The organism is Acidaminococcus sp. AM05-11, from assembly GCF_003472805.1.
In the GTDB taxonomy this organism is placed as follows: Bacteria; Bacillota; Negativicutes; order Acidaminococcales; family Acidaminococcaceae; genus Acidaminococcus; species Acidaminococcus hominis.
Map to the genome: position 1 here is coordinate 1 of NZ_QRMX01000018.1, position 23,098 is coordinate 23,098.

Here is a 23,098-nt window from a genome sequence, read left to right on the forward strand (position 1 = left end):
TGCAGTTTGGTGCCATGGGTCTTGGCAAAAGCGGACAAAGCCCCTACCTGATACACCACCATGGCGTACACATCAGCCGGAGATACAGCCATTTTCCGGCGGCCAAAGCCTACCAGGTCCGGATACCCAGGATGGGCTCCCAGAGCCACGCCGCTTTTCACAGCCAGGTCCACGGTCTTTTTCATCACGGACGGATCACTGGCATGGAAGCCGCAGGCAATATTGGCGGACGTAACCAAAGGCAGCACCTCTTCATCCAAGCCAATCTTGTAGGCACCAAAGCTTTCACCCAAGTCGGAATTCAAATCGATTTTCATACCAATCCCTCCTAATTTGTATTTTGTATATAATATCCAGTATCAGTATATCGTATAAATCGACATTGATTCATTCAAATATTTCATGTATTCTGTTTGCTTTCTGATTTAATGAAATAACAAGTTAGTTCCAAATCCATTGTTTTACTTTTTTACATTTTTACAAACAAAAAGCAGGCCAAGCTGCGCTGCTTGGCCTGCTGCCTTTTTAGCTTATTTAACCATACGTACCAGTTCCATCAGACCCTTCACCACAATAGCAAAGAGTATCAATGCCCGGGTGCGGTCCTTTACGTCAAATTTCGTCTTGGGCCGGTGGCAAAGCTCCACAAAACCCCGCCATTTCTGTCCCAAAGTGGGTTTTTGCTGCGCTGTCATGGCATCACTCGTAGCGCAGGGCATCAATGGGATCCAGAAGGGCTGCCTTCTTGGCTGGGTACAGTCCAAAGAACAGGCCAATACCCACGGAGAAGAGAACGGAGATTACAATGGCAAGCCCCGAAATCACCACTTTCCACCCAATCACATGGGCTACAATGGAGGATACAATAACCCCCAGGATCATGCCCGTGGTTCCGCCAGTGACCCCGATAACCATGGATTCCACCAGGAACTGGAGGAGGATATCCTTGTAGGTGGCCCCCAGGGCTTTCCGTATGCCGATTTCCCTGGTCCGTTCGGTAACCGAAACCAGCATGATATTCATAATCCCGATGCCGCCTACCAAAAGGCTGATAGCAGCCACAATGGCCAGCAGCAGGGTAATGGACCCTGTGGTTTCCTGGGCAGTCTTGATGATTTCCGCCAGGTTTCGGACGGTAAAGTCATCGTCCTCCCCATTCTTGATCTTGTGCCGGGTCCGCAGCAGGGTAATTACATCGGATTGGACCTGATTGATGGTATTTTCATTTTCGCACTGGATGGTAATATTCCGGACGCTGGTAAGACCCATCAGTCTCTGCATAGCCGTGGTCAGGGGGATGAATACCACATCATCCTGATCCTGGCCCATGGAAGACTGGCCCTTGGCTCCCATTACCCCAATCACCTGGAAAGGAGCTTTGTTGATCCGCACCAGCTGGCCTACGGCATTGCCGTCAGGATACAGGTTGTCCGCCACGGTTTTCCCAATAACGCACACCCGGTCCCGGCTGCTCATTTCCCGTTCCGTAAACATCCGGCCATCTGCAATGGTATAGTTGCGGATTTCGATGATGTTGGGGGTATACCCCTGTACCGAGGTATTCCAGTTCTGGTTGCCGGCAACCAGCTGGTAGCTGCTCTGCACGCCAGGAGCCACATACTTGATACCGTCCACGTTTTTCTCAATGGCCTTGGCATCTTCATAGGTCAGCTTGGCGCCGCTGCCGCTGGCAATCCGCTGGCCATTGGCCGTCCGGCCGCCGCTCATGACAATCAGCAGGTTGCTGCCCATACTGCTGATGTTCTCCTTGACCTGTTCCTGCATGCCCAGGCCCAGGGACACCATGGCAATCACCGAGCCAACCCCGATGATAATACCCAGCATGGTAAGAAAGGTTCTCAGCTTATTGGACACCATACCTTCCAGTGCCATTTTCACACATTCTCGAAACACCTTTCTACCCCTTCCGTTCGTCTTGGATCAAACAGCCATCCCGCATGGTCAGGATCCGCTGGGTCATTGCCGCCAGTTCCGGTTCATGGGTAACCATGATAACCGTTTTGCCGTCATGGTTCAGCTGTTCAAAAATATCAATGATTTCCAAGGTTGATTTTGTGTCCAGGTTGCCGGTGGGTTCGTCGGCCATAATAATGGCCGGGTTGTTGATCAGGGCCCGGGCAATGGCCACCCGCTGCCGCTGGCCGCCGCTCATCTCGTTGGGCTTGTGGTACAGCCGCTTGCCCAGCCCCACCGCTTCCAGGGCTTTTTCCGCCCGCTCCGTCCGCTCCGCCAGCTTGACCCCGGCGTAGATCAGGGGCAGGGCTACATTTTCCACGGCCGTCAGCCGGGACAGCAGGTTGAAACTCTGAAACACAAAGCCAATCCGCTGGTTCCGGGTTCGGGCCAATTCATCGTCCGAGTATTTGGCAATGTCCTTGCCTTCCAGCAGATAATGGCCGGAAGTGGGACGGTCCAGGCAGCCCAGGATATTCATCATGGTGGATTTGCCGCTGCCCGAAGGGCCTACAATGGAAGTGAATTTGCTCTGCTCAAACTTCACAGAAACGTGATTCAGGGCCATAACCACTGTGTCGCCCATGGCGTAGCTTTTTACAATGTCCTGCAATTCGATTACATCCATTCCCGTCTGCCTCCTTTCCCTTACATGGGAGGACCCATCCGCTTGTTGCTGGTGGAGGTTGCCGACGTGGTTCTCACCAGCAGCTCATCCCCCGGCTGAAGATCGCCTTCTACGGCAATCCGGTCTTCCCCGGTAAGCAGTACCTTTACCGGCACATCCTTGCTGGTGTTGGTCTTCTTGTCGTAGACCTGAACGTAATTTTTCCCGTCCTTGGTCCGCAGGCATTTGCTGGAAATGGTCAGGGCATCCTGCACCTGGTCAACAATGACGTTGGCCCGGGCAGTCATGGTGGGCAGCAGCTTGCCTTCCGTATTTTCTACATCCACGTAGCAGGTGTAGTAGTTTACGTTGTTGGTAGTGGTAGCACTGCGGCTGACCAAAGAAATAATCCCTTCAAAGGTGGTATCCGGGTAGGCATCTACCGTAAATTCCACCTTTTGGCCCACCTTGATCTGGCCAATATCGGATTCGTCCACCATCAGATAGATCTGCATCTTGTCCAGGGTGGCTACGGTCATCAGTACCTGAGGCGTAGAAATACCGGAGGATACCGTCTGGCCTACAGGCGTCGGTTTGCCAATGACAGAACCATCAATAGGCGTAGAGATTACTGTATCGTTTACATTGGAGGTTGCCTGTTCATATTCGGCCTTGGCCACCAGATAATCGGCTTCCGCGGTATCAAATACGCTTTGGGCAATGGCCCCCTGTTCCAGCAGCTGCTGGTCACGGCGGTAGGTCACTTCCTTATCCGCCAGGGTGGCCCGCTTCATTTCCTGGGTGGCCTTTAAAGAAGTATCATCCAGTTTTACCAAGGGCTGGCCTGCCGTTACGTGCTGGTTTTCCTTTACGTACACCTGCACAATACGGCCGGTAATTTTGGAGTTGATTTCTACGCTGTCCACAGCGTTCAGGGCACCGGTGGCAGAAATGGTTTTCCGCACGTCGCCCCGGGTTACGGCATCCGTCCGGGTAGCCGCCACCGTTTCCTCCAATTTTTTATTCTGGTAGTACTTATAGCCGCCCAGGCCGGCGATGATCAGCACCACCAGCACAATCAGCAGCGTTTTGTACTTTCGTAGTTTGTCCACACTCTCCCCTGCTTTCTTCGCTAAAGTTCTTCCACGACTTCCGTTTCCATAATACACCCTCTTTGTGAAGGTTTCATGAAAACTCAGCCCCGTACCTGCCCATTCCCATTAATCAGGTACTTGGTGGTAGTCAGTTCCGGCAGGCCCATAGGTCCCCGGGCGTGGAGTTTCTGGGTGCTGATGCCGATTTCCGCCCCGAAACCGAATTCAAAGCCATCGGTAAACCGGGTGGAAGCATTCACATACACCGCCGCTGCGTCCACCAGCAATTGGAATTTCCGGGCGTTTTCGTAGTTTTCCGTGACAATGGCTTCAGAATGGCCAGTGCCGTAGCGGCGAATATGGGCCACCGCTTCTTCCAGGCTGTCCACCACTTTGACGCTGAGCCGCAGGTCCCCATACTCCGTAGCCCAATCTTCTTCCGAAGCAGGCTGCACCTCTGCGCTGTAGCTTTGGGTCTTGGCGTCGCCCAAAATGGTCACCCGGGCCTTTTTGTAGGCCTCCAGCATGGCCGGCATAAAGGTATCGGCAATGTTTTTGTGCACCAGCAGGGTTTCCATGGCGTTGCAGGTGGAAGGCCGGTTCACCTTGGCATTCAGGGCAATATTTACGGCCATGGGAATCTGGGCGTATTCGTCCACATAGGTATGGCAGACCCCGGCACCGGTTTCAATCACCGGTACGGAGGCGTTGCGCACCACGCTTTGGATTAGCCCGGCGCCGCCCCGGGGAATCACCACATCCACCAGACCGTTCAGATGAATCAGTTCCGTTACGGCATCCCGTTCCGGCACGTTCACAAATTGGATGGCACCCTTGGGCAGGCCCACCTTTTCCCCGGCAGCAATCAGCACATCGCTGACCGCCTTGTTGGAATGGAGGGCTTCCCGGCCGCCCTTCAGGATTACGGCGTTGCCGCTTTTCACGCACAGGGCAATGGCGTCCGCCGTTACATTGGGCCGGGCTTCGTAAATGATGCCAATAACCCCCAAAGGCACGGTGATTTTGGTCAGGGTAAGGCCGTTGGGCAGCATGGAACCGCTGAGGATTTTCCCCACCGGATCCGGCAGCGCCGTTACCTGGCGGATGCCCTTGGCCATTTGTACCAAACGGTCGTGGGTCAACAGCAGCCGGTCCAGCAGGGAGTCCTTCAAGCCCCCGGCTTTTCCCTTCTCCATATCCAGCTGGTTGGCTTTCAAAATAACTTCTTCCTGCTCCAGCAGGCTGTCAGCCATGGCCAGCAAAATATCATTTTTCACCTTCGTATTGAGAATTCCCAGGGTCACTTCTGCGTCTTTGGCAGCAGCAGCCTGTTCCCGTACCAACCCTTCCTTATACATGGCGCACCTCCTTACAAGATCACCAGGTTATCCCGGTGAATCGCTTCATCATAGTGTTTGGCTCCCAGAATATTGGCAATTTCCTCGGACTTGGCACCCTTGATCTGTTCCAGTTCCTCGGAGCTGTAGAAAGTCAGCCCCCGGGCCAGCTCGTGATGCTCCTTGTCCTTGACGCTGACCGTCACGCCGCTTTCAAAATTGCCTTCCACGGCGGTAATGCCCACCGGCAGAATGCTGCAGCTGCCCTTTTCCCGGATGACCTTGGCCAGGCCGTCATCCACAATCAGGGAACCGCAGATCTTGGCCCCAAAGGCCAGCCACTGGTTCCGGAACCGCAGATGGTTTTCCCGGGGAACAAACAGGGTCCCCACTTCGTCGCCCCGGACAATTTTCCGGAGGATTTCCGGGTCTTCCCCGGAAGCGATAATCAAATAGATGCCGGAGCTCATAGCCGTTTTGGCAGCCTGGAGCTTGGTCAGCATACCGCCGGTAGCGTTTTTGGAACCTACGCCTCCAGCTGTAGCTTCGATTTCCGGCGTCACCTTTTCCACTTCGTGGACCATCTGGGCGTCCGGATGGGTTTTGGGGTTTGCCGTGTACAGGCCGTCAATATCCGACAGCAGAATGTCCAAATCCGCATCGGCCATACTGGCCACCAGGGCGGACATATTGTCGTTGTCCCCGATTTTCATTTCATCCACCGCCACCACGTCATTTTCATTGACAATGGGAATCACGCCCCATTTGATCAGTTCCTGGAACGTATTCCGGGAATTGGAGTAGCGATGCCGGTCGATGGTGTCAATCCGGGTCAAAAGGACCTGGGCCACCACTTGACTGTATTCCGCGAAAAGACGCTCGTAAATGTTCATCAGGATGCCTTGGCCTACGGCAGCGCAGGCCTGCTTGCCCGGCAGGTCCGAGGGCTTTTCTTTAAGGCCCAGCCGGCCTACCCCGGCTGCTCCGGCGCCGGAAGATACCAGAATCATTTCCTTGCCCTGATTCTGCAAATCCGTCATCACCCGTGCCAGTTTCTCAATCTTCTCGTAGTTGATTTTCCCGTTGGGATACGTAATGGTGCTGCTCCCTACTTTCACAACAATCCGTTTGACGTCCTTTAGTTTATCCCGGTTCATACAATCACCCACCCATCTAGATAGTTATATAAAATTATTGCACTAGCAAACTCACTGGGGTTGATAATCAAAGACCATATCGCCGATGCGTACGGTCTGACCTTCCTGAATGCCCTTGTCCTTCAGGGCCTGCTCGATGCCCAGGCGCCGCCAAATCAGCTGGAAGCGGTACACCGCTTCGTCGTTGTCGAAATTGGTCATGGCCACCAGGCGCTCGATGTTCTTGCCTTTTACCTCAAAATCAGCATCTTCCACATTATTGGTAATGATTTCAAAGGAATCCGGATCTGCTTCCTTCAGCGGTCCGATTTCCAGGATTTCTTCTTCCTGAGGGGCATGCTTCAGCATATCGTAGGCTTTCCACATCAGTTCCTTCAGGCCTTGGCCCGTAGCGGCAGACACCTTCATAATGGGATAACCGGCCTTCGTTACATATTCTTCCAGCCGCTTATAGTTTTCTTCCGCATCCGGCAGGTCCATTTTATTGGCTACCACCAGTTGGGGCCGCTTGGCCAGCTTTTCGCTGTACAGGGCCAGTTCTTCGTTGATTTTCTTGAAGTCTTCCACCGGGTCCCGGCCTTCGCAGCCGCTGGTGTCCACAATGTGGAGGATAACCCGGGTCCGTTCAATATGCCGGAGGAAATCGTGGCCCAGGCCCACGCCCTGGGAGGCCCCTTCAATCAGGCCCGGCAGGTCGGCCAGCACAAAGCTGTTTTCTGCATCCAGCCGGACCACGCCCAGTACCGGGGTCAGGGTGGTAAAATGGTACGCAGCAATTTCCGGCCGTGCGGCGGAAACCCGTGCCACAATACTGGACTTGCCCACGCTGGGGTAGCCTACCATGCCCACATCGGCCAGCATTTTCAGTTCCAGCCGCAGCCAGGTTTTGGTTCCCGGCTCGCCCTTTTCCGCAAAGGTTACCCCCTGCTTGGTGCTGGTCACATAGCAAGCATTGCCCTTGCCGCCCCGGCCGCCCCGGGCTGCTACAAATTCATCCCCGGGATGCGCCAAATCCGCCAGGGCTGCGCCTGTAGCGTCATCAATTACCACCGTGCCCAGGGGCACCTTGATTTTGATATTTTCAGCCTTATGCCCGGTGCAGTTTTTGGCAGCACCATTGCCGCCCCGCTCCGCCACAAATTTCCGTTTGTACCGGAAATCCACCAGCGTATTCAGGTCCTTGTCGGCCACCAGAATCACCGAACCGCCCCGGCCGCCATTGCCCCCATCGGGACCGCCGCAGGCCACATATTTTTCTCTGCGGAAGCTGGAGGCACCATCGCCGCCAGAACCCGCTTCCACGTAAATTCTTGCCTTATCCGTAAACAGCATTTTACACCTTTGCCTTTCCTCAAAACACAAAACATACAATATAGATTAATATCTCATTTTACCATATCCAAGACGTTTCTACACGCCAATAATAACAATTCGCTTCTATATCATAGACTTTTTACAAATACTTGTGAGTTTTGCCCCTGCTCCCCCCTCCCAAAAAATTCTTTGAGAAAGTTTTAAAAAAATGTTGACAAGAAACCCAAAAACCGCTATACTAATCCTTGTTCAGTTATGACTCCGTAGCTCAGCTGGATAGAGCGTTTGGCTACGAACCAAAAGGTCGAGTGTTCGAATCACTCCGGGGCCACCATTTGAATATTGAATCCGCAGGAGCTTCCTGCGGATTTTTTATTTGTGTAAAACATTCTCTATTTTAGTAAAATTTCCTGATTTTGTATTGTATTTTACACTTTAAAACGGTACAATGAGGCCATTACGCTCCCTGCATACAAGGAATCCTCCGAGTATTAAGGCGGTGAATCGACCCGTTCTTTTCGCATGCCTATTTGGCATGCTTTTTTTATGGAAGAACCCGGTGAGCAGAACAGGAAAGAAGGAAATTATCATGACAAACATCCCCTACAATCCCCATTCTACCCAGGCAGAAGAATTCATCAACCACCAGGAAATCCTGGACTCCCTGACCTATGCCGACAGCCACAAGGAGGACAAGGCCTACTGCCTGTCCCTGGTGGAAAAAGCGGCCCAAATGCAGGGGCTGACCCACCGGGAAGCAGCCACCCTGCTGAGCTGTGAGGCTCCTGAAGTGACCGAAGCCATTTACGACCTGGCCCGGAAAATCAAGGACAAAATCTACGGTCAGCGCATTGTCCTGTTTGCTCCCCTATACCTGTCCAACTACTGCGTCAACGGCTGTGTGTACTGCCCCTATCATGCCAAGAACAAGCACATCGCCCGGAAAAAACTGAGCCAGCAAGAAATCATCAGGGAAGTCACGGCCCTCCAGGATATGGGACACAAACGTCTGGCCCTGGAAGCCGGGGAAGATCCGGTAAACAACCCCATTGAATACATTCTGGAGTGCATCCGCACCATCTACAGCATCAAGCACAAAAATGGCGCCATCCGCCGGGTAAATGTGAATATCGCAGCCACCACCGTGGAAAACTACCGGAAGCTCAAGGAAGCCGGTATCGGCACCTACATCCTGTTCCAGGAAACGTACCACAAGGAAAACTACGAAAAACTCCATCCCCAGGGCCCCAAGCATGATTATGCCTACCATACGGAAGCCATGGACCGGGCCATGACCGGAGGCATTGACGATGTGGGCGTAGGCGTTTTGTTCGGTCTCAATATGTACCGCTACGACTTTGTAGGCCTCCTGATGCATAAGGAACACCTGGAAGCCAACTTTGGTGTAGGCCCCCACACCATCAGTGTGCCCCGGATCCGTCCGGCAGACGACATCTCTGTCCAGTCCTTCCCCGATGCCATTGACGACCAGCTATTCAAGAAAATCGTGGCCATCCTGCGGATTACCGTGCCCTACACCGGCATCATCGTTTCCACCCGAGAATCGGCAGCCACCCGGAAAGCTGTGCTGGACGTAGGCGTTTCCCAGATCAGCGGCGGTTCCCGCACCAGTGTAGGCGGCTACGCTGAAGAAGGGGAAGAAGAGGATTCCTCCCAATTTGAAGTCAATGACAACCGGACCCTGGACCAGGTCATCAACTGGCTCCTGTCCGATGGGTATATTCCCAGCTTCTGCACCGCCTGCTACCGGGCCGGTCGTACCGGGGACCGGTTCATGGCCCTGGCCAAAACCGGAGAAATCTCCAACTGCTGCCAGCCCAATGCCCTTCTGACCCTCCGGGAATACCTGGACGATTACGCGTCCCCGGACACCCGGGCAAAAGCCCTGGAAGCCATCCAAAAGGAGCTGGAACACATTCCCAGCGCCGTGGTCCGTGCCACCTGTGAAGGGTACCTGGAAAAGATTGACCAGGGGGAAAGAGATTTCCGTTTTTGATATAATTGTTACAAATTTATAATCTTTTTCCATATTTTTCCCTGTAAAAACGCTTTTTTCTTGTATTCTCTCCCGTAACACATTAATATTAAGGTATAAAAGTATTGAATGGGGGTATGATTATGGATATGAAGAAAAAAGCAGCTATGGCTGCCGCCGCAGGGATGATTGCTCTGTCTACCTTGGGTACTGCAGTACCGGCTTTTGCCGCTCCGGCAGATTTTACTGATTTGGTCACCGAAAAACAGGCCGCCGTCAATTCCGCCGCTGCCGTAGTGCCTTCCGCTGCCGTTCTTACCAGCGCCAAGACCGGCGAAAATGCCTTTGAAATGGAATTCCTGGATCCCAACACGCTGCAGCGCTTCCATGTAACTGTGGACCGTGCCACCGATAAGGTTGCCAAGGTGGTTATCGATTCCTCCAATTACCCTGGTTCCGTAACAGTCAGCAAGACGGAAGCCGATGCCAAGGCTACCATCCTGCAAACCTATCCGGATGCTACCGACATTGTGGTTACGTCCGTGAAAGACAGCTCCAGCGGTACGCCTTTTGTGGTGTACAAGGCTACCTTCAAGACCAAGGAATTTACCGGTACGGCCCTGCTGAACCCGGCTACCTGCCTGATTGGCCATCAGGAATTGGTATACTAAGCACAAACCCGAAAACAGGTACTGCCCGTTGCGCAGTACCTGTTTTTTCTCACCCTTCTTCACAGTTTCTTGACAGTTTCAAATCTTTTCACATTCTTTTAGGCTCCAACTGTTTCCCTTCTATTGACAAGGGTCCCGCCTATCCGATACGATACTATTGTAAATAAGTCTTTTGGCACCCTAAAAAACCTAGAAATGAGGAATATCCATGAAAAAAGTATTGATTGGCATCTTGGTTGTGCTCTTGCTCTGTGCAGGCTGGATCTTCGGCTCCTACAACGGCCTGGTTTCCGCCAACGAAAACGTCAACGGCAAATGGAGCCAGGTAGAAACACAGCTGCAGCGCCGTTCTGACCTGATTCCCAACCTGGTAAATACCGTCAAGGGCTATTCCGCCCACGAAAGCCAGGTCTTTACGGATGTGGCCAACGCCCGGGCCAAACTGGCCGGTGCCCAGAATGTTGCCGATACGGCCCAAGCCAGCGGTGAACTGTCTAGTGCCCTGACCCGGCTGCTAGCCCTCCAGGAAAACTATCCCAACCTGAAAGCCAACACCAACTTCCTCCAGCTCCAGGATGAGCTGGCCGGCACGGAAAACCGCCTGGCAGTAGCCCGGAAGGACTACAACGATGCAGCCCAGGCCTACAATGCCAAAATCAAAAGCTTCCCTACGGTCATCATCGCCAATATGATGGGCTTTACGTCCCGGTCCTATTTCCAGGCCGACCAAAACGCCCAGGCGGCTCCCCAGGTGAAGTTCTAAGCCCGCTGACCCTGCCCGAGAGGAGAATGCCATGAAAAAAATATTGCTCTGGCTGCTGCTCCTCTGCCAGCTGGTCTTCTCTCCCCTGACCGCTCTGGCAGAACCCCAGATTCCGCCCCGTCCCACCACCAGTATCTACGTGCAGGACCGGGCCGGGGTACTCTCCGCCAGCACCAGAAACACCATCAACGCCTATGGCTCCGCCCTCCAGCAGAAAACCAAGGCCCAAATCGTAGTGCTGACCGTTCCTACCCTGGGGGATGCCACCCCGGAAGAATACGGACTGGCCGTACTCCGGGGCTGGGGCATTGGGGACAAGAACCTGAACAACGGCGTACTGCTGCTGGTAGCCGTCAACGACCGGAAAAGCCGGATTGAGGTAGGCTACGGCCTGGAAGGGGCCCTGCCCGATGGGCTCACCGGCCGCATCCAGGACCAGTATATGCTGCCCTATTTCAAGAACGGCAACTACGATAAGGGTATCCTGAATGCCTACGGGGCCCTGCTCCAAACGGTGTTAAAGGAATACAACCTGTCCGTAGAAGACCTGGGCGTCCAGCGCAGTGCACAGGCCGCTGCGGCCCAGAATCCCGGCAGCAGCGATACAGCCTGGAATCCCTTGAATATCCTGCTGCTGGCCGGCGTCTTGCTGCTGATTATTGTAGACCAGCTGCTTTTCGGCGGCGCCATTCTCCGTTTCCTGCTGTACCTGTTCTTTTTCCGGGGCGGCGGCAGAGGCGGCGGCTCCTACGGCGGAGGTTCCGGCGGCGGAGGCGGTTCCAGCCGCAGCTGGTAAGACAAAATCCTAAAAAAACACGGTGTACCTAAAGGCACACCGTGTTTTTTTGCGCGTTATTTATTTTTCTTCCAGAACCGTTCCATATAGGCGGCCAGCGCTTCGCAGCCGTCCAGGGGCATGGCATTGTAAATGGACGCCCGGATGCCGCCAATGGATTTGTGACCCTTCAGGCTCACCAGTCCATGTTCGGCCCCTTCGGCCACAAACTTCTTTTCCAGTTCCGGCGTAGGCAGGTTGAAGGTAACATTCATCAGAGAACGGCTTTCCGGCTGGGCGTGGCCCTTGTAGAATTCCGGATGGCTGTCCAGAACGCCGTACACCAACTTGGCCTTTTCCTTGTTGCGCTTTTCCATGGCAGCAAGACCGCCCTGGGCCAGCAGCCATTTGGCCATAAGACCTACCATGTACACCCCAAATACCGGCGGGGTATTGTAGACGGAATCGTGGCCGCTGAAGGTTTCATAATTCATCATGATGGGCAGATTGGGATCCATGCCGGTGACAAAATCCTTTTTGGCCATGACCACGGTAACCCCAGCCGGCCCGATGTTCTTCTGGGCCCCGTTGTAGATCAGGGAGAACTTGTCTACGGGAACGGGCCGGGACAGAATATCCGAAGACATATCCGCAATCAGGGGTACCTCCCCGGTATCCGGATATTTGTGGTATTCCGTGCCTTCCGCCGTGTTGTTGGCAGTAATATGCAGGTAGGCGCAATCCTTGGGCAGTACCAGCTCCTCCGGCTGGGGAACCCGGTCGAGGCCGGTGGGTTTGCTGGTAAAGACTTCTACTGCGTCCCCGACCTTTTTGGCTTCGGCAATGGCCTTTTCCGAGAACGTACTGGTAATGGCGTAGGCCCCTACTTTCCCCGGTTTCAGGAAGTTCATGGGAATCATGGAGAACTGGAGGGTTGCCCCGCCGCCCATGAACATCACCACCCAGCTGTCATCCATCCCTAGCAGCTTTTTGATATCGGCCTGGGCTTCGTCGTTGATTTTTTCATACAAGGCACTCCGGTGGCTGATTTCCAGCACGGACATGCCGCTGCCTTCATAGTCCAGCAGTTCCTTCTGTACTTCTTTCAAGACCGCCAAGGGGAACATCGAAGGCCCCGCACCAAAATTATAAACTCTTTCCATTTTTTCCATCTCCGATCAGGTGTATAGTCAGTGCGTCACGCAGTTTGGGTTCGAACCAGGTAGATTTGGGCGGCATCACAAGCCCCTCGTCCGCCGCAGCCATCAGCTGGTACATGGAAGTGGGATACAGGGAGAAAGCCAGGGTGTAATCCCCGCCGTCCACAGCTTCTTCCAGGGCCGAAAGGCCCCGAATGCCTCCCACAAAATCAATGCGTTCATCAGTCCGGGGGTTCTCAATGCCCAGAATGGGGGAAAGCACATTGCTTTGCAGAATGCTTACATCCAGGGAAGCGATGGGATCCGTCAGCGGGAAGGTATCGTCCAGAGCCTTTAAGCTATACCACTGGCCGGCCAGATACAACCCAAAGGTATGGAGGGTTTTGGGCTCCACGGCCCGTTCCGCCTTTTCCACCTGGAATTTTTCCCGGAGCAGCTCCAAAAATTTTTCCTGGGACAGTCCGTTCAAATCCTTGACCACCCGGTTATAGGGCAGAATGTGCAGCATATTTTCCGGGAAAATCACGGAAAGCACATAATTGTACGGTTCCTCCCCGGTTTGGCCCGGCCGGGCACCCAGTTCCTTGGCCACCCGCAGGGCTGCCGCGCAGCGGTGATGCCCATCAGCGATGTAGAGGGCCGGCACCTGTTCAAACAGGTGGGTGATTTCCCGCACCTTGAGGGGCTCCTGGATCACGTACAGGGTATGCCGCACCCCGTCTTCCCCGGCAAAATTGTACACCGGCGTATGATTGCCCATGTACTGGAGCAGTACGGCCGTCAGCACCCCTTTGCTCCGGTAGGCCAAAAACACCGGTCCCGTTTGGGCCCCGGTCGCCAGGATGTGGTTGACCCGGTCCGTTTCCTTGACTTCCCGGGTCAGTTCGTGCCGCTTGATAATGCCTTCTTCATAGTCCTTCAGGGAAGCCACGGCCACCAGGCCAATCTGGATATAAGCCCCCATCTGCTGCCGGTAAATATAGTAGCAGGGCTGGGGATCCTGTTTCAGCTGGCCTTTGGCAATGTAGTCTTCCAGGTTTTCCCGGGCCTTGGCGTAGACCTGGGGATCCGTTTCGGCAATGCCTTCCGGCAGATCGGCTTCTGCCCGGCTGACCCGGACAAAGCTCAGGGGATTCTTTTTCAGGATTTCCCGGGCCTCGGCAGTGCTCATTACATCATAGGGTAATTCTGCGATTTGGCTGACCAGCTCCGGTGTAGGCCGCAAGGCAGCAAAGGGTTTGATATGAGCCATAGTATCACTCCAAACTTGTTCTTTTTCCCATCAAAGGTAATACAAATTCTTTACAAAACCATGAATTACATTCCCTTATTATATCATATTTATGTAAAAGTAGTAGGGGCATGGACAGTGTTCCTTAAAATTTTCTTGATAGCCAAACGCAAAAAAGGATTGGGCGTCAGACAAACCGACGCACCAATCCTTTTTCCATTGCAGGCAGGGCAAGGCGCAGTACCAGCACCTTCACCACCAGCCCGCCAAAACATTGAAACAAGCGCAGCCACAATAAAGTTCTCCAGGGCACCTGATACAGCAGGCTCAGCCAAAAGGTATTTAAGACCAGGCTCAGCCCCAGCTGCACCGTAACCACCGCCCCGAGAATTTCCTTGAGGCCGGTTCTCTTTCGGAAAAACAGTCCGTACACAGCCCCATCCAAAAAGGCCGTCAGGGTAAACCCGGGAAAATACGTGCCCACCGGAAACAGCAGGGCCCCAATCAGGTCCCCCAAAAGGCCGGTCAGGCCCCCGGCCAGGGGACCTCCCCAGTAGGCCGCAGCCACCACCGGCAGGAAGCTGAAGCCGATTTTCAGATTCCAGGTATGCAGGGACAAGAACCGGGCCAGAATCACTTCCATGGCCACACAGAGGCCAAGGGTGGTCAGCCATGCCCCTGGATGCCGGGACTGCCGCATTTCCATGTTATCCCTTCTTTTCCCGTGCTTTGGTAATAAAGCCCAGTTCATCAGAAATCAGCCGGGCTGCCAGGTAACCGGTGGTACCGCCCACGTCATCAAAGGGGGGAGCCACTTCCGTCATCACCATGGCAATGGGATCCGTATAGTCCGTCAGGGCTTCCAGAATGTCCACTGCCTCATCGTAGGTAAAACCGCCGAACATGGGAGAGCCCGTAGCCGGTGCGTACACCGCATCCATGGCATCAATATCAAAGCAAATGATGCTGTGGGCCTGGGGTTTGAACTCTTCCAGAATAGCCTGGATGCCCTTTTTCCGGATATCCCGTACGGAATAGATACCGTCCCCGTGGGAGCGGGCTTCCGCAAAATCTTCCGGACCGCTGCTGCCGATGCCCCGGATTCCCAAATGGAGAATCCGCCCTACATAGGGCAGCCCTGCGGCGTTGCGCATGGGAGAGCCGTTGAAGTATTTCTGTCCGTCCAAGGGTTTGGTCCAATCCAAATGGGCATCGATATGGATGATGTCAAAAGGACCGGCTGCTTCCATACCCTGGAGTACCGGATAATCCACGGCGCAGTCCCCGCCCAGTACCACCGGCATAATGCCCTGGTCCTGGAGGATCCGGACGGCTTCCCGCAGGTTGTCCATAGTGCCCTTCAAATCTCCGGGAATATAGTCCACGTCCCCGCAGTCCACCACTTTCCAGCGGTTAGCGTCCATATAGAATTCCTGGCGTTCGGAATCGTAGGTCCCGCCCTTTTTGTAGCTGAACCGGGTAGAACCCAGGCGGATGCCCCGGGGTCCCAGCCGGCAGCCCGTCCGGCCTTGGATGGCCAGGTCAAAGGGAGCGCCCAAAACGGCGATATCCCCTTTCACATGGTACATATCCGTTGCCAGTTCGGTTTTGGCAAAAGTAGCAATGCCCGTAGGGGCCATATTTAAAGGTTTGCGTAAGCTGAAGTTGTCCATACTGTATCTCCTTTGTTTCCCTTTTCTGTTGCCCATTATAGGAGGGGGCAATGGGTAAGTCAATGAATTTGGACACTATTTAGCAATTTGTGCACTATAATGAAACTAAACCCCTTGACGCTCTCCCCTGTCCTTTTTATAATAGGGGCATCTTCAGCGTCTAAACAGAAAGGAAGCGCCTCTATGGAAACCACTCCCCTTGTCCATTCCGTGCTCCACGCCACCCGGCTGCTGGAGCTGTATGCGGCCCAGCGCAAGGAATCCCTGAGCCTAACGGAGATCAGCCAGGCCCTGGGCCTCCACAAAACCACCGTATACCGGCTGCTGCGCACCCTCCAGTACGCCGGCTGGATTGAGCAGTCCGCCAAAAGCAGCCGCTACCGGCTGGGCACCGGGATACTCCTGGTGGCCTCCGCCGTATCCGTCCACAATACCACCCGGGAAATCCTCAGCGAAGAGATGCACCGGCTGGCCAACCAGTTCAACGAAACCGTGGTCCTGTCCGTCCTCCTGGGCCATACGGGCATCTGCGCCGACATGGCCAAATCCCGGCACACCCTGGGCCTGGCCCGGGAACGGGGCTACCTGGTTCCCCTGGACCAGGGTGCTTCCGGCAAGACCCTTTTGGCCGCCCAGCCCCCGGAACTCCGGGACAGTATTATCCAGGAAATCGGTGGGGACCGGACCCAGCAGCGGCTGCTCAAGAACCAGCTGCTCCACATTCTCCAGACCGGTTATTGCATTTCCGAAGGAGAAGTGGACCCGGGAATTGCCGCAGTAGCCGTGCCCCTTGTGATGAAGGACCGGATTTATGCCCTGAGCATTTCCGGTCCCCTGGAGCGCCTGAAGGCCCTGGGCTACACCCAGCTGGCAGACGGGCTCCTTTTGGCCGCCCAGCGGCTGGAGCAGAAAAGCGCCCTGCTGTCGGATTAGACAGGCAAACAAAAAACGGGATGCGTCCCCACATTTGTGGGGTACATCCCGTTTTTTGTTGCCTGATAGCTCAGTCTTTTACGGCAAACGCTTCAATTTCCACCAAAGCGCCTTTGGGCAGGGCTGCTACCTGGAAGCAGGCTCTGGCCGGGCAAACGCCGGTAAAGAAGGTTCCATACACTTCGTTCATGGCGCCGAAATCGGCAATGTCTGCCAGCAGCACTGTGGTTTTTACCACGTCGTCCAGGGTATACCCGGCAGCTGCCAGGATGTTTTTGACGTTGGTCAGGGATTGCTTGGTTTGGCTCACAATGTCCTTGCCGGCAAATTCACCGGTAGCCGGATCAATGGGAATCTGGCCGGAAACATAAACGGTTTTGCCTGCGGCTTCAATGCCTTGGGAATACGGTCCAATGGCGCCGGGAGCGTTTTTCGTGCTGATTTCTTTTTTCATGGAAAGCCTCCTAAAGAGTGTTTCTGGCTATTCTGCCAGAAATTATTTTTTTTGATAATACGTGAACAGAGCCTGGGTGCCCAGGTTTCCTTCTCCTGCCTTTTCCAGTTCCAGGTACTCGGAAAGTACTTGGGCCAGTACCGGCAGCTGCAGGTCTTTCTTGTCCGCTTCTTCCTTAGCCAGGCGCATATCCTTGATGAAATGCTTCAGGAAGAACCCCGGAGCATAATCCCCGTGGACCATCTTGGCCCCAAAGGCGTTCAGCTGGGCACTGCCGGCAGCCCCAGTAGAAACAGCTTTTAACAGGGTGTCCAGATCCAGGCCGTTCACCTTGGCGTAGTTCAGGGCTTCGCAGATACCGCTCATGGCACCGGCAATCATGATCTGGTTGGCCATCTTGGCGTGTTGGCCATTGCCGGCAGCCCCCATATAGTTGATGTTGGTGCCCATGCCCTGGAAAATCGGCAGCAGGGTTTCATAAGCTTCTTTGTCACCGCCCACCAGGATGGACAGGGTACCGTTTTTGGCGCCGGTGTCACCGCCGGTAACGGGAGCATCCAAAACCGGCAAGCCCTTCTTTTTGCCTTCCGCATACAATTTCTGGGCCAGGGTGGGGCTAGTGGTGGTCATATCCACCAGGTAGGTACCGGGGGCTGCACTGTCAAAAATGGCCCCTGGAGCAAAATATACTTCTTCCACATCCTTGGGGAACCCTACGATGGTAATCATCACCTGGCAGGCCTTGACGCAGTCAGCAATGGTGGAATGAACCGTTACCCCTTCGGCAGCCAAATCTGCCACCTTTTCCGGATGACGGGCATAGCAATGCATGGTATAGCCAGCTTTTTTCAGATTCCGCAGCATGGACTTGCCCATGATACCTGTGCCGATAAAACCAATATTCTGTAGTTTTGTCATAATCGCTTCTCCCTTCTACCCTCATACAACCTGATTATACAATGAATAAGGCAATTAGACAAATATCCCCCAAGAAAAAACTCCTGGCAGAATTCCTGTCAGGAGTAGGTCCAGCAGGCTTATTTTGCCTCGCTGGCGGTGATTTTCAGGGTATTGACCACTTTGTACAGGGGACGGCTTTCGTCCTCCCAGTAGGCCTTATCCTGCTTGCGGCTGGTTACCGTCAGGGTATGGACCCGGTCCCGGTTAAAGAAGGTCCACCGCTCTACGTGGAAGGTCACCTGGAGCTTGTTCTGATATACAACGTCTTCCTCATAGGAGGTATATAAGCTCTCCACCCCGTTAATGATGACACTCTTCATGGGCTGCCAATCGTGGAAATTTAGGCTGTAGCCTTCCGGCAGGTCCTTTTGGGCCATGCCCGTCAGGGCCTTTTGGGTAATATCCCCAAAGTCCTTGATTTCCGCAGCCTTCAGGCCCAAATTTTGCCCATATTTCGGCAATTTTTCCGGAGTGGGCATGGTCTTGAATTCCACCCGGGCATAATGGTTGTCCCCTTCCCAGGGCAGGGCCGTTACATCCGTTGTCTGGGCAATAACGCACCCGGCACTTTTGCCGGTAATCTGGTCTTCCGTCAGCCATTTCCGAAGCAGGGGATTCAAATCCTCTTTCTGCAGCTGGGCCGTCACGTATTCCTGGGATTCTTCCGCCAGTTCCGGAGGCACCGAGAAGGAAGCCTGCTGGCCGGCATTTACCTGAATCCAGCCAGGATAAGAAGCCACCTGGGTATTATCTACTTTCTGGGTACTGCCGCAGCCTGCCAGAAGAAACAGGGACAGACAGCAGCAGAACAATGCGAGCTTTTTAAACATCACTTCACCACTTTCTGCGTTTAGCTCCCCTATTATACCATGGAGCCGGCCTAAAGGCGAAGAAGAAAAGCGTTAAGCCGCAGGGCATACCCAAAAAACAGGGCAAGCCCCAGCACCAAAAGGAAGATTCCCGCCGCCTTTTGTAAAAGTGGCAGGTACCGGTACAGGGGCCGGATTCTGGGCGCCACTTGGTTCCAGACCAGGGCCAGCAGGAAAAAAGGCAGGGCAAAACCCAGGGTATACACGCCCAGCAGCAGCCCCGCTCCCACCGTAGCCTCGTGTCCCGCCAGCAGCAAAATCGCCGCTAGGATTGGTCCCGTGCAGGGCGTCCAGCCCAAGGTAAAGGAAAGCCCAAGCAGAAAGCAGCCCAGGGGCCCTTTCGCCTGAGTCTGAAGAAAGGGCCTTCTGTCCCTGACCAAAAACAGGGGCTGCCACAGTCCGGAAAGGAAAAGCCCCAGGAGCACCAAAAGGATACCCCCCAGCTTTTCCCAAAAGGCCAGGTGCCCCAAAAGCAGACGCCCCACCAGGGTGGAAGCTGCGCCCAAAGCCATAAATACCACGGCAAATCCCAACAGGAAAGCCGTAAGATTCACCCCTAGCTGGCTTTTTCGCCCGGTACCGCTGCCGGTCAACAGCAGCAGCAAAGTGGGCAGCAGGGGCAGTACGCAGGGGGACAGAAAAGAAGCCAGCCCGCCCACAAAGGCCGCGCCAAAAGTTAAGGACGCATGCATCCTACTGCTCCAGCCCTTTGAGGACCTTTTCCAGTTCCTGGGAAGTAGTTCCCCCCACCTTCCGGAACACTTCCTGGCCGTTCCGGTTCAGGATGACCGTGGTGGGAATCCCCCGGACCCCGTACTGCTGGGCCACCTTGCCGCCCACGTCCAGCAGCACCGGGAACTGGAGCTGCTGCTTCTCCAGGAAACCCTTCACGTCCCCCTCCGGTTCATCCAGATCGATGCCGTAGAACCGCACGTCCTTTGCATGGGCGCTGGCAAAAGCGGCGATTTCCGGCAGTTCAGCCCGGCAGGGCGGACACCAGGTGGCCCAGAAATTCAGCACGTAGAGGGCTCCGTCCTGGGCCGGGCTTACAGCAACAGTTCCCGCCCCCAATTGTTTTAGGCGAAAGCCAGGAGCGGCAGCAGTCCGGGTCTGGGCCGCGGGCTTAACCGACTCCGGGGTTTGGGCCGTGCCGGCACTGCAGCCGGCGGACAGAGCGGCCAGCACAGCCGCCAGACAAAACAGGGTCTTTTTCATAAAGGGCTCCTTTCCAAAGCAGAATGATTTTCCTTTAGTATACCATAAGCCCCTGCCCTGCTCTGTGAAGAAAGTGCAAAAGCGGCAAAAAAAAACTGTAGCATCTCTGCTACAGTCTTTCTTTATGTCGTTAGATCAGCTCTAAAATTGCCATTTCAGCAGCGTCACCGCGGCGAGGAGCTGTTTTGTAAATACGGGTGTAACCACCGTTGCGGTCCTTGTATTTGGGAGCAATGGTGTCAAACAACTTCGTGGTAGCTTCTTCATCAGCGAGGAATGCCAAAACCTGACGACGGGCATGCAGGTCACCTTGTTTAGCCAGGGTGATCAATTTAGCAGCCAGACCGCTAATTTCTTTAGCTTTCGTTTCGGTGGTTTCGATTTTCTCGTTTTTGAAGAAGGCGGTCAAGATGCTGCGGAACATAGCTTTCCGGTTGCTGGAGTTCCGGCCCAATTTTCTGTATGCCATCTTTCGTCTTCCTCCTATTCTTCATCGGAATTGCGCAGGTGCAGGCCCAATTCCTCAATCTTGTTCTTGACTTCTTCCAGGGATTTGCTGCCCAGGTTGCGGACGCAGATGAGTTCATCTTCCGTCTTGTTGATAATATCTTCTACCGTATTGATGCCGGCCCGTCTCAAGCAGTTGTTGGAACGAACGGTCAGGTCCAGATCGTCAATGGACATCTGGTATACGGAGGATTTACTACCCTCTTCGCTGGTCTTGGCGCTATCCTCATTCCCTTGGATCTTGGGAATGTTGGTGGTCTTGAACAAGGCCAAATATTTAATCAAAATTTCAGCTGCAGAAGTTACAGCTTCATCAGGTCCCAGGCTGCCGTCGGTCCATACTTCCAAGGTCAGACGGTCATAGTTGGTTACATTGCCTACCCGGGTATCGGTAACACCGAATTTCACACGGGTAATGGGAGAGTAGATGGAGTCAACAGGAATAAAGCCAATGGGCTGATCCTTGCTCTTGTTCTTCTCTGCCGGCACGTAACCGCGGCCCACGTCAACGTAGATTTCCATGTTCAGGACGGCGTTCTTGTCCAGGGTTGCAATATGCAGCTCGGGGTTCAGAACTTCCGTGTCCTGATCGCAGATTACGTCAGCGCCGGTCACTTCACCTTCGCCGGACTTCTTGATATAGAACGTCTTGGGCTCAAAGGTGGTGCTGTCATCCATACCCACCTTGAAGCACAAGGACTTGATGTTTAATACGATATCTGCAACGTCTTCTCTGACTCCCTCAATGGTAGCGAACTCATGGAGCACACCATCAATCTTGATGCCGGTAACAGCCATACCGGACAGGGAAGAAAGCAATACACGGCGCAGACTATTACCTAAAGTAATACCGTATCCACGTTCCAAAGGTTCCCAGACGAACTTGCCATAACGCCCATCGGGGGAAATTTCGTCGATAACCAGGCTAGGTTTTTCGATTTCCTTCATGCGGAAGCCTCCTTTCGCGCATTACCACAATACGCGGTATAAATAGTGGAGAACAGTATCAATTACTTGGAGTACAGTTCGATGATCAGCTGTTCTTCAACAGGAACATCAATATCATCGCGTACAGGCAGACGGTCAACCTTTCCGCTGAGGTTCTGTGCGTCTACAGAGATCCAGGCAGGAACAGAAGCCTTGCCCAGAACATCAGCCATACCCTTGAAGTAGTTGGAGCTGCGGCTGCTTTCCATAACGGAAACAACATCGCCGGCTTTTACCAGGGCAGAGGGAATATCCAGGCGCTTGCCGTTAACGGCAATGTGGCCATGGGTAACCAGCTGACGAGCTTGACGACGGGTGTTAGCCAGGCCCAGACGGTATACAACGTTGTCCAGTCTGCGTTCCAACAGGATTAACAGGTTGGCACCAGCGATACCTTCCATTTTCTTGGCTTTTTCGTAGTAGCCACGGAATTGTTTTTCCAGAACACCGTAGATGAATTTAGCCTTTTGTTTTTCAGCCAACTGCATACCGTATTCGGATTTCTTTTTGAACTGGCGTTTCGGCTGACGATGGGATTCTTTCATAACACCCACGAATGCCGGAGACATGCCCAGAGATCTGCATCTTTTCAGAACAGGAGTCTTATCAATTGCCATTCTATTATTTCACCTCCAATTATACTCTTCTGCGTTTCGGCGGACGGCAGCCGTTATGAGGAATCGGAGTCACGTCTTTAATGGATTCCACTTCCAGGCCTGCAGCCTGCAGAGCACGGATGGCAGCTTCACGGCCGGCACCGGGGCCCTTTACGAAAACTTCAATTCTCTTCAGACCATGTTCCATAGCAGCCTTGGAAGCTTGTTCAGCTGCCATTTGGGCTGCAAACGGGGTGCTCTTACGAGAACCACGGAAGCCCATGCCGCCGGCAGATGCCCAGCTCAGGACACTGCCGTTCAGGTCGGAGATCGTAACGATCGTGTTATTAAAGGTGGAGCGAATATGTGCCACACCAGCTTCTACATTCTTGCTTACTTTCCGTTTGTTACGGACAACTTTTTTCCCAGCCACTCGTCTAATCCCTCCTTAAATTACTTCTTTGCGCCGGCCGCTTTTTTCGGGCCTTTACGGGTACGAGCATTATTTTTGGTGTTTTGACCGCGAACAGGCAGGCCTGCACGATGTCTGCGGCCGCGATAGCAGCCGATTTCCACCAAACGTTTGATGTTCAAGGATTCCTCACGGCGGAGGTCACCTTCTACTTTGTATTCATGATCCAGAATTTCACGGAGCTTTGCGATTTCAGCTTCCGTCAAATCCCGAACACGGGTATCCGGGTTAATACCGGTCTTACCCAGGATTTCCCGGGAAAGAGTCAAACCAATACCGTAGATGTACGGCAGGGCGTATTCGATACGTTTATCTCTCGGCAAATCTACACCGGCGATACGAGCCATTCAAAG

At 53.9% G+C, this 23,098-nt stretch carries 27 protein-coding genes and 1 tRNA gene; 6 read left to right on the forward strand and 22 right to left on the reverse strand.

All coding sequences use genetic code 11. From position 1 onward, the window contains the following. The 8 genes from DW089_RS08355 to obgE all read right to left on the reverse strand — a co-directional run. Positions 1 to 317: LamB/YcsF family protein (locus DW089_RS08355; RefSeq protein WP_199614728.1), on the reverse strand; the 317-nt coding region annotated here is incomplete at its 3' end. Positions 318 to 530: 213 nt separating this feature from the next. Beyond that, entirely contained in the window at positions 531 to 695 is a 165-nt protein-coding gene (locus tag DW089_RS11345; protein WP_158572348.1) for a hypothetical protein, read from the reverse strand. Between the two features lie 4 nt (positions 696 to 699). Beyond that, the gene (locus DW089_RS08365; RefSeq protein WP_118287093.1) at positions 700 to 1,914 is read right to left on the reverse strand and encodes an ABC transporter permease; all 1,215 of its coding nucleotides are present in this window, start codon (positions 1,912 to 1,914) and stop codon (positions 700 to 702) included. Between the two features lie 4 nt (positions 1,915 to 1,918). Next, positions 1,919 to 2,602, reverse strand: coding sequence for an ABC transporter ATP-binding protein (locus DW089_RS08370; RefSeq protein WP_105326352.1), 684 nt, complete (start codon positions 2,600 to 2,602; stop codon positions 1,919 to 1,921). A gap of 20 nt (positions 2,603 to 2,622) precedes the next feature. Continuing rightward, entirely contained in the window at positions 2,623 to 3,693 is a 1,071-nt protein-coding gene (locus DW089_RS08375; protein WP_118287094.1) for an efflux RND transporter periplasmic adaptor subunit, read from the reverse strand. Positions 3,694 to 3,776: 83 nt separating this feature from the next. After that, positions 3,777 to 5,033: a glutamate-5-semialdehyde dehydrogenase gene (locus DW089_RS08380; RefSeq protein WP_105326354.1), complete on the reverse strand. Its 1,257-nt coding sequence runs from the start codon at positions 5,031 to 5,033 to the stop codon at positions 3,777 to 3,779. Positions 5,034 to 5,044: 11 nt separating this feature from the next. After that, entirely contained in the window at positions 5,045 to 6,169 is a 1,125-nt protein-coding gene (proB, locus tag DW089_RS08385; protein WP_105326355.1) for a glutamate 5-kinase, read from the reverse strand. A 51-nt stretch (positions 6,170 to 6,220) separates the two neighbouring features. Next, positions 6,221 to 7,501 carry a GTPase ObgE gene (obgE, locus tag DW089_RS08390; protein ID WP_105326356.1) on the reverse strand — a complete coding sequence of 427 codons (1,281 nt, stop codon included), beginning with the start codon at positions 7,499 to 7,501 and terminating at the stop codon, positions 6,221 to 6,223. Between the two features lie 239 nt (positions 7,502 to 7,740). On the opposite strand from obgE, the gene DW089_RS08395 reads away from it, so the two are divergent. The 5 genes from DW089_RS08395 (at position 7,741) to DW089_RS08415 (ending at position 11,709) form a co-directional block, all read left to right on the forward strand. Beyond that, positions 7,741 to 7,817, forward strand: a tRNA-Arg gene (locus DW089_RS08395). Positions 7,818 to 8,072: 255 nt separating this feature from the next. Beyond that, positions 8,073 to 9,500, forward strand: a complete 1,428-nt coding sequence (hydG, locus tag DW089_RS08400) for a [FeFe] hydrogenase H-cluster radical SAM maturase HydG (RefSeq protein ID WP_118287095.1) — start codon at positions 8,073 to 8,075, stop codon at positions 9,498 to 9,500. Positions 9,501 to 9,622: 122 nt separating this feature from the next. Further along, positions 9,623 to 10,150, forward strand: coding sequence for a hypothetical protein (locus DW089_RS08405; protein WP_105326358.1), 528 nt, complete (start codon positions 9,623 to 9,625; stop codon positions 10,148 to 10,150). Positions 10,151 to 10,358: 208 nt separating this feature from the next. Continuing rightward, a complete protein-coding gene (locus tag DW089_RS08410; protein WP_118287096.1) occupies positions 10,359 to 10,913 on the forward strand; it encodes a LemA family protein in 555 nt (184 codons plus the stop codon). A 31-nt stretch (positions 10,914 to 10,944) separates the two neighbouring features. Continuing rightward, on the forward strand, positions 10,945 to 11,709 hold the full coding sequence (locus tag DW089_RS08415) for a YgcG family protein (RefSeq protein WP_118287097.1): 765 nt from the start codon (positions 10,945 to 10,947) through the stop codon (positions 11,707 to 11,709). Positions 11,710 to 11,765: 56 nt separating this feature from the next. Here the strand turns inward: DW089_RS08415 and serC are convergent, their stop codons facing one another. The 4 genes from serC to DW089_RS08435 form a co-directional block, all read right to left on the reverse strand. Further along, positions 11,766 to 12,851, reverse strand: a complete 1,086-nt coding sequence (gene serC / locus DW089_RS08420) for a 3-phosphoserine/phosphohydroxythreonine transaminase (protein WP_105326361.1) — start codon at positions 12,849 to 12,851, stop codon at positions 11,766 to 11,768. Next, positions 12,835 to 14,100 carry a DUF1015 domain-containing protein gene (locus tag DW089_RS08425; RefSeq protein ID WP_105326362.1) on the reverse strand — a complete coding sequence of 422 codons (1,266 nt, stop codon included), beginning with the start codon at positions 14,098 to 14,100 and terminating at the stop codon, positions 12,835 to 12,837. Before DW089_RS08425 ends, serC begins: the two co-directional genes overlap by 17 nt. Before the next feature lie 166 nt (positions 14,101 to 14,266). Then, entirely contained in the window at positions 14,267 to 14,785 is a 519-nt protein-coding gene (locus tag DW089_RS08430; protein ID WP_105326363.1) for a folate family ECF transporter S component, read from the reverse strand. A 1-nt stretch (position 14,786) separates the two neighbouring features. Further along, positions 14,787 to 15,752 carry an agmatinase gene (locus tag DW089_RS08435; RefSeq protein WP_105326364.1) on the reverse strand — a complete coding sequence of 322 codons (966 nt, stop codon included), beginning with the start codon at positions 15,750 to 15,752 and terminating at the stop codon, positions 14,787 to 14,789. Between the two features lie 183 nt (positions 15,753 to 15,935). Here DW089_RS08435 and DW089_RS08440 point away from each other — a divergent pair, with 183 nt between their 5' ends. After that, entirely contained in the window at positions 15,936 to 16,685 is a 750-nt protein-coding gene (locus DW089_RS08440) for an IclR family transcriptional regulator (RefSeq protein WP_118287098.1), read from the forward strand. A gap of 70 nt (positions 16,686 to 16,755) precedes the next feature. Here DW089_RS08440 and DW089_RS08445 read toward each other — a convergent pair whose 3' ends face one another. From DW089_RS08445 to rpsM, 10 genes are all read right to left on the reverse strand, one after another. After that, on the reverse strand, positions 16,756 to 17,139 hold the full coding sequence (locus tag DW089_RS08445) for a RidA family protein (protein ID WP_118287099.1): 384 nt from the start codon (positions 17,137 to 17,139) through the stop codon (positions 16,756 to 16,758). A gap of 42 nt (positions 17,140 to 17,181) precedes the next feature. After that, positions 17,182 to 18,057, reverse strand: a complete 876-nt coding sequence (locus DW089_RS08450) for an NAD(P)-dependent oxidoreductase (protein WP_105326367.1) — start codon at positions 18,055 to 18,057, stop codon at positions 17,182 to 17,184. Positions 18,058 to 18,176: 119 nt separating this feature from the next. Further along, positions 18,177 to 18,929, reverse strand: coding sequence for a hypothetical protein (locus DW089_RS08455; protein WP_118287100.1), 753 nt, complete (start codon positions 18,927 to 18,929; stop codon positions 18,177 to 18,179). Between the two features lie 50 nt (positions 18,930 to 18,979). After that, the gene (locus DW089_RS08460; protein ID WP_118287101.1) at positions 18,980 to 19,660 is read right to left on the reverse strand and encodes a cytochrome c biogenesis CcdA family protein; all 681 of its coding nucleotides are present in this window, start codon (positions 19,658 to 19,660) and stop codon (positions 18,980 to 18,982) included. A 1-nt stretch (position 19,661) separates the two neighbouring features. Further along, entirely contained in the window at positions 19,662 to 20,183 is a 522-nt protein-coding gene (locus DW089_RS08465; protein WP_105326370.1) for a TlpA disulfide reductase family protein, read from the reverse strand. A 130-nt stretch (positions 20,184 to 20,313) separates the two neighbouring features. Continuing rightward, positions 20,314 to 20,652, reverse strand: coding sequence for a 50S ribosomal protein L17 (gene rplQ / locus DW089_RS08470; protein ID WP_105326371.1), 339 nt, complete (start codon positions 20,650 to 20,652; stop codon positions 20,314 to 20,316). Positions 20,653 to 20,666: 14 nt separating this feature from the next. Continuing rightward, positions 20,667 to 21,638 (reverse strand): DNA-directed RNA polymerase subunit alpha, encoded by a 972-nt coding sequence (locus DW089_RS08475; protein WP_105326372.1) that lies wholly within the window; start codon positions 21,636 to 21,638, stop codon positions 20,667 to 20,669. Positions 21,639 to 21,700: 62 nt separating this feature from the next. Continuing rightward, positions 21,701 to 22,294, reverse strand: a complete 594-nt coding sequence (gene rpsD / locus DW089_RS08480; RefSeq protein ID WP_105326373.1) for a 30S ribosomal protein S4 — start codon at positions 22,292 to 22,294, stop codon at positions 21,701 to 21,703. Between the two features lie 19 nt (positions 22,295 to 22,313). Continuing rightward, the gene (rpsK, locus tag DW089_RS08485) at positions 22,314 to 22,706 is read right to left on the reverse strand and encodes a 30S ribosomal protein S11 (protein ID WP_105326374.1); all 393 of its coding nucleotides are present in this window, start codon (positions 22,704 to 22,706) and stop codon (positions 22,314 to 22,316) included. 20 nt (positions 22,707 to 22,726) lie between these two features. Beyond that, positions 22,727 to 23,092, reverse strand: a complete 366-nt coding sequence (gene rpsM, locus DW089_RS08490; RefSeq protein ID WP_105326375.1) for a 30S ribosomal protein S13 — start codon at positions 23,090 to 23,092, stop codon at positions 22,727 to 22,729. Positions 23,093 to 23,098 lie beyond the last annotated feature (6 nt).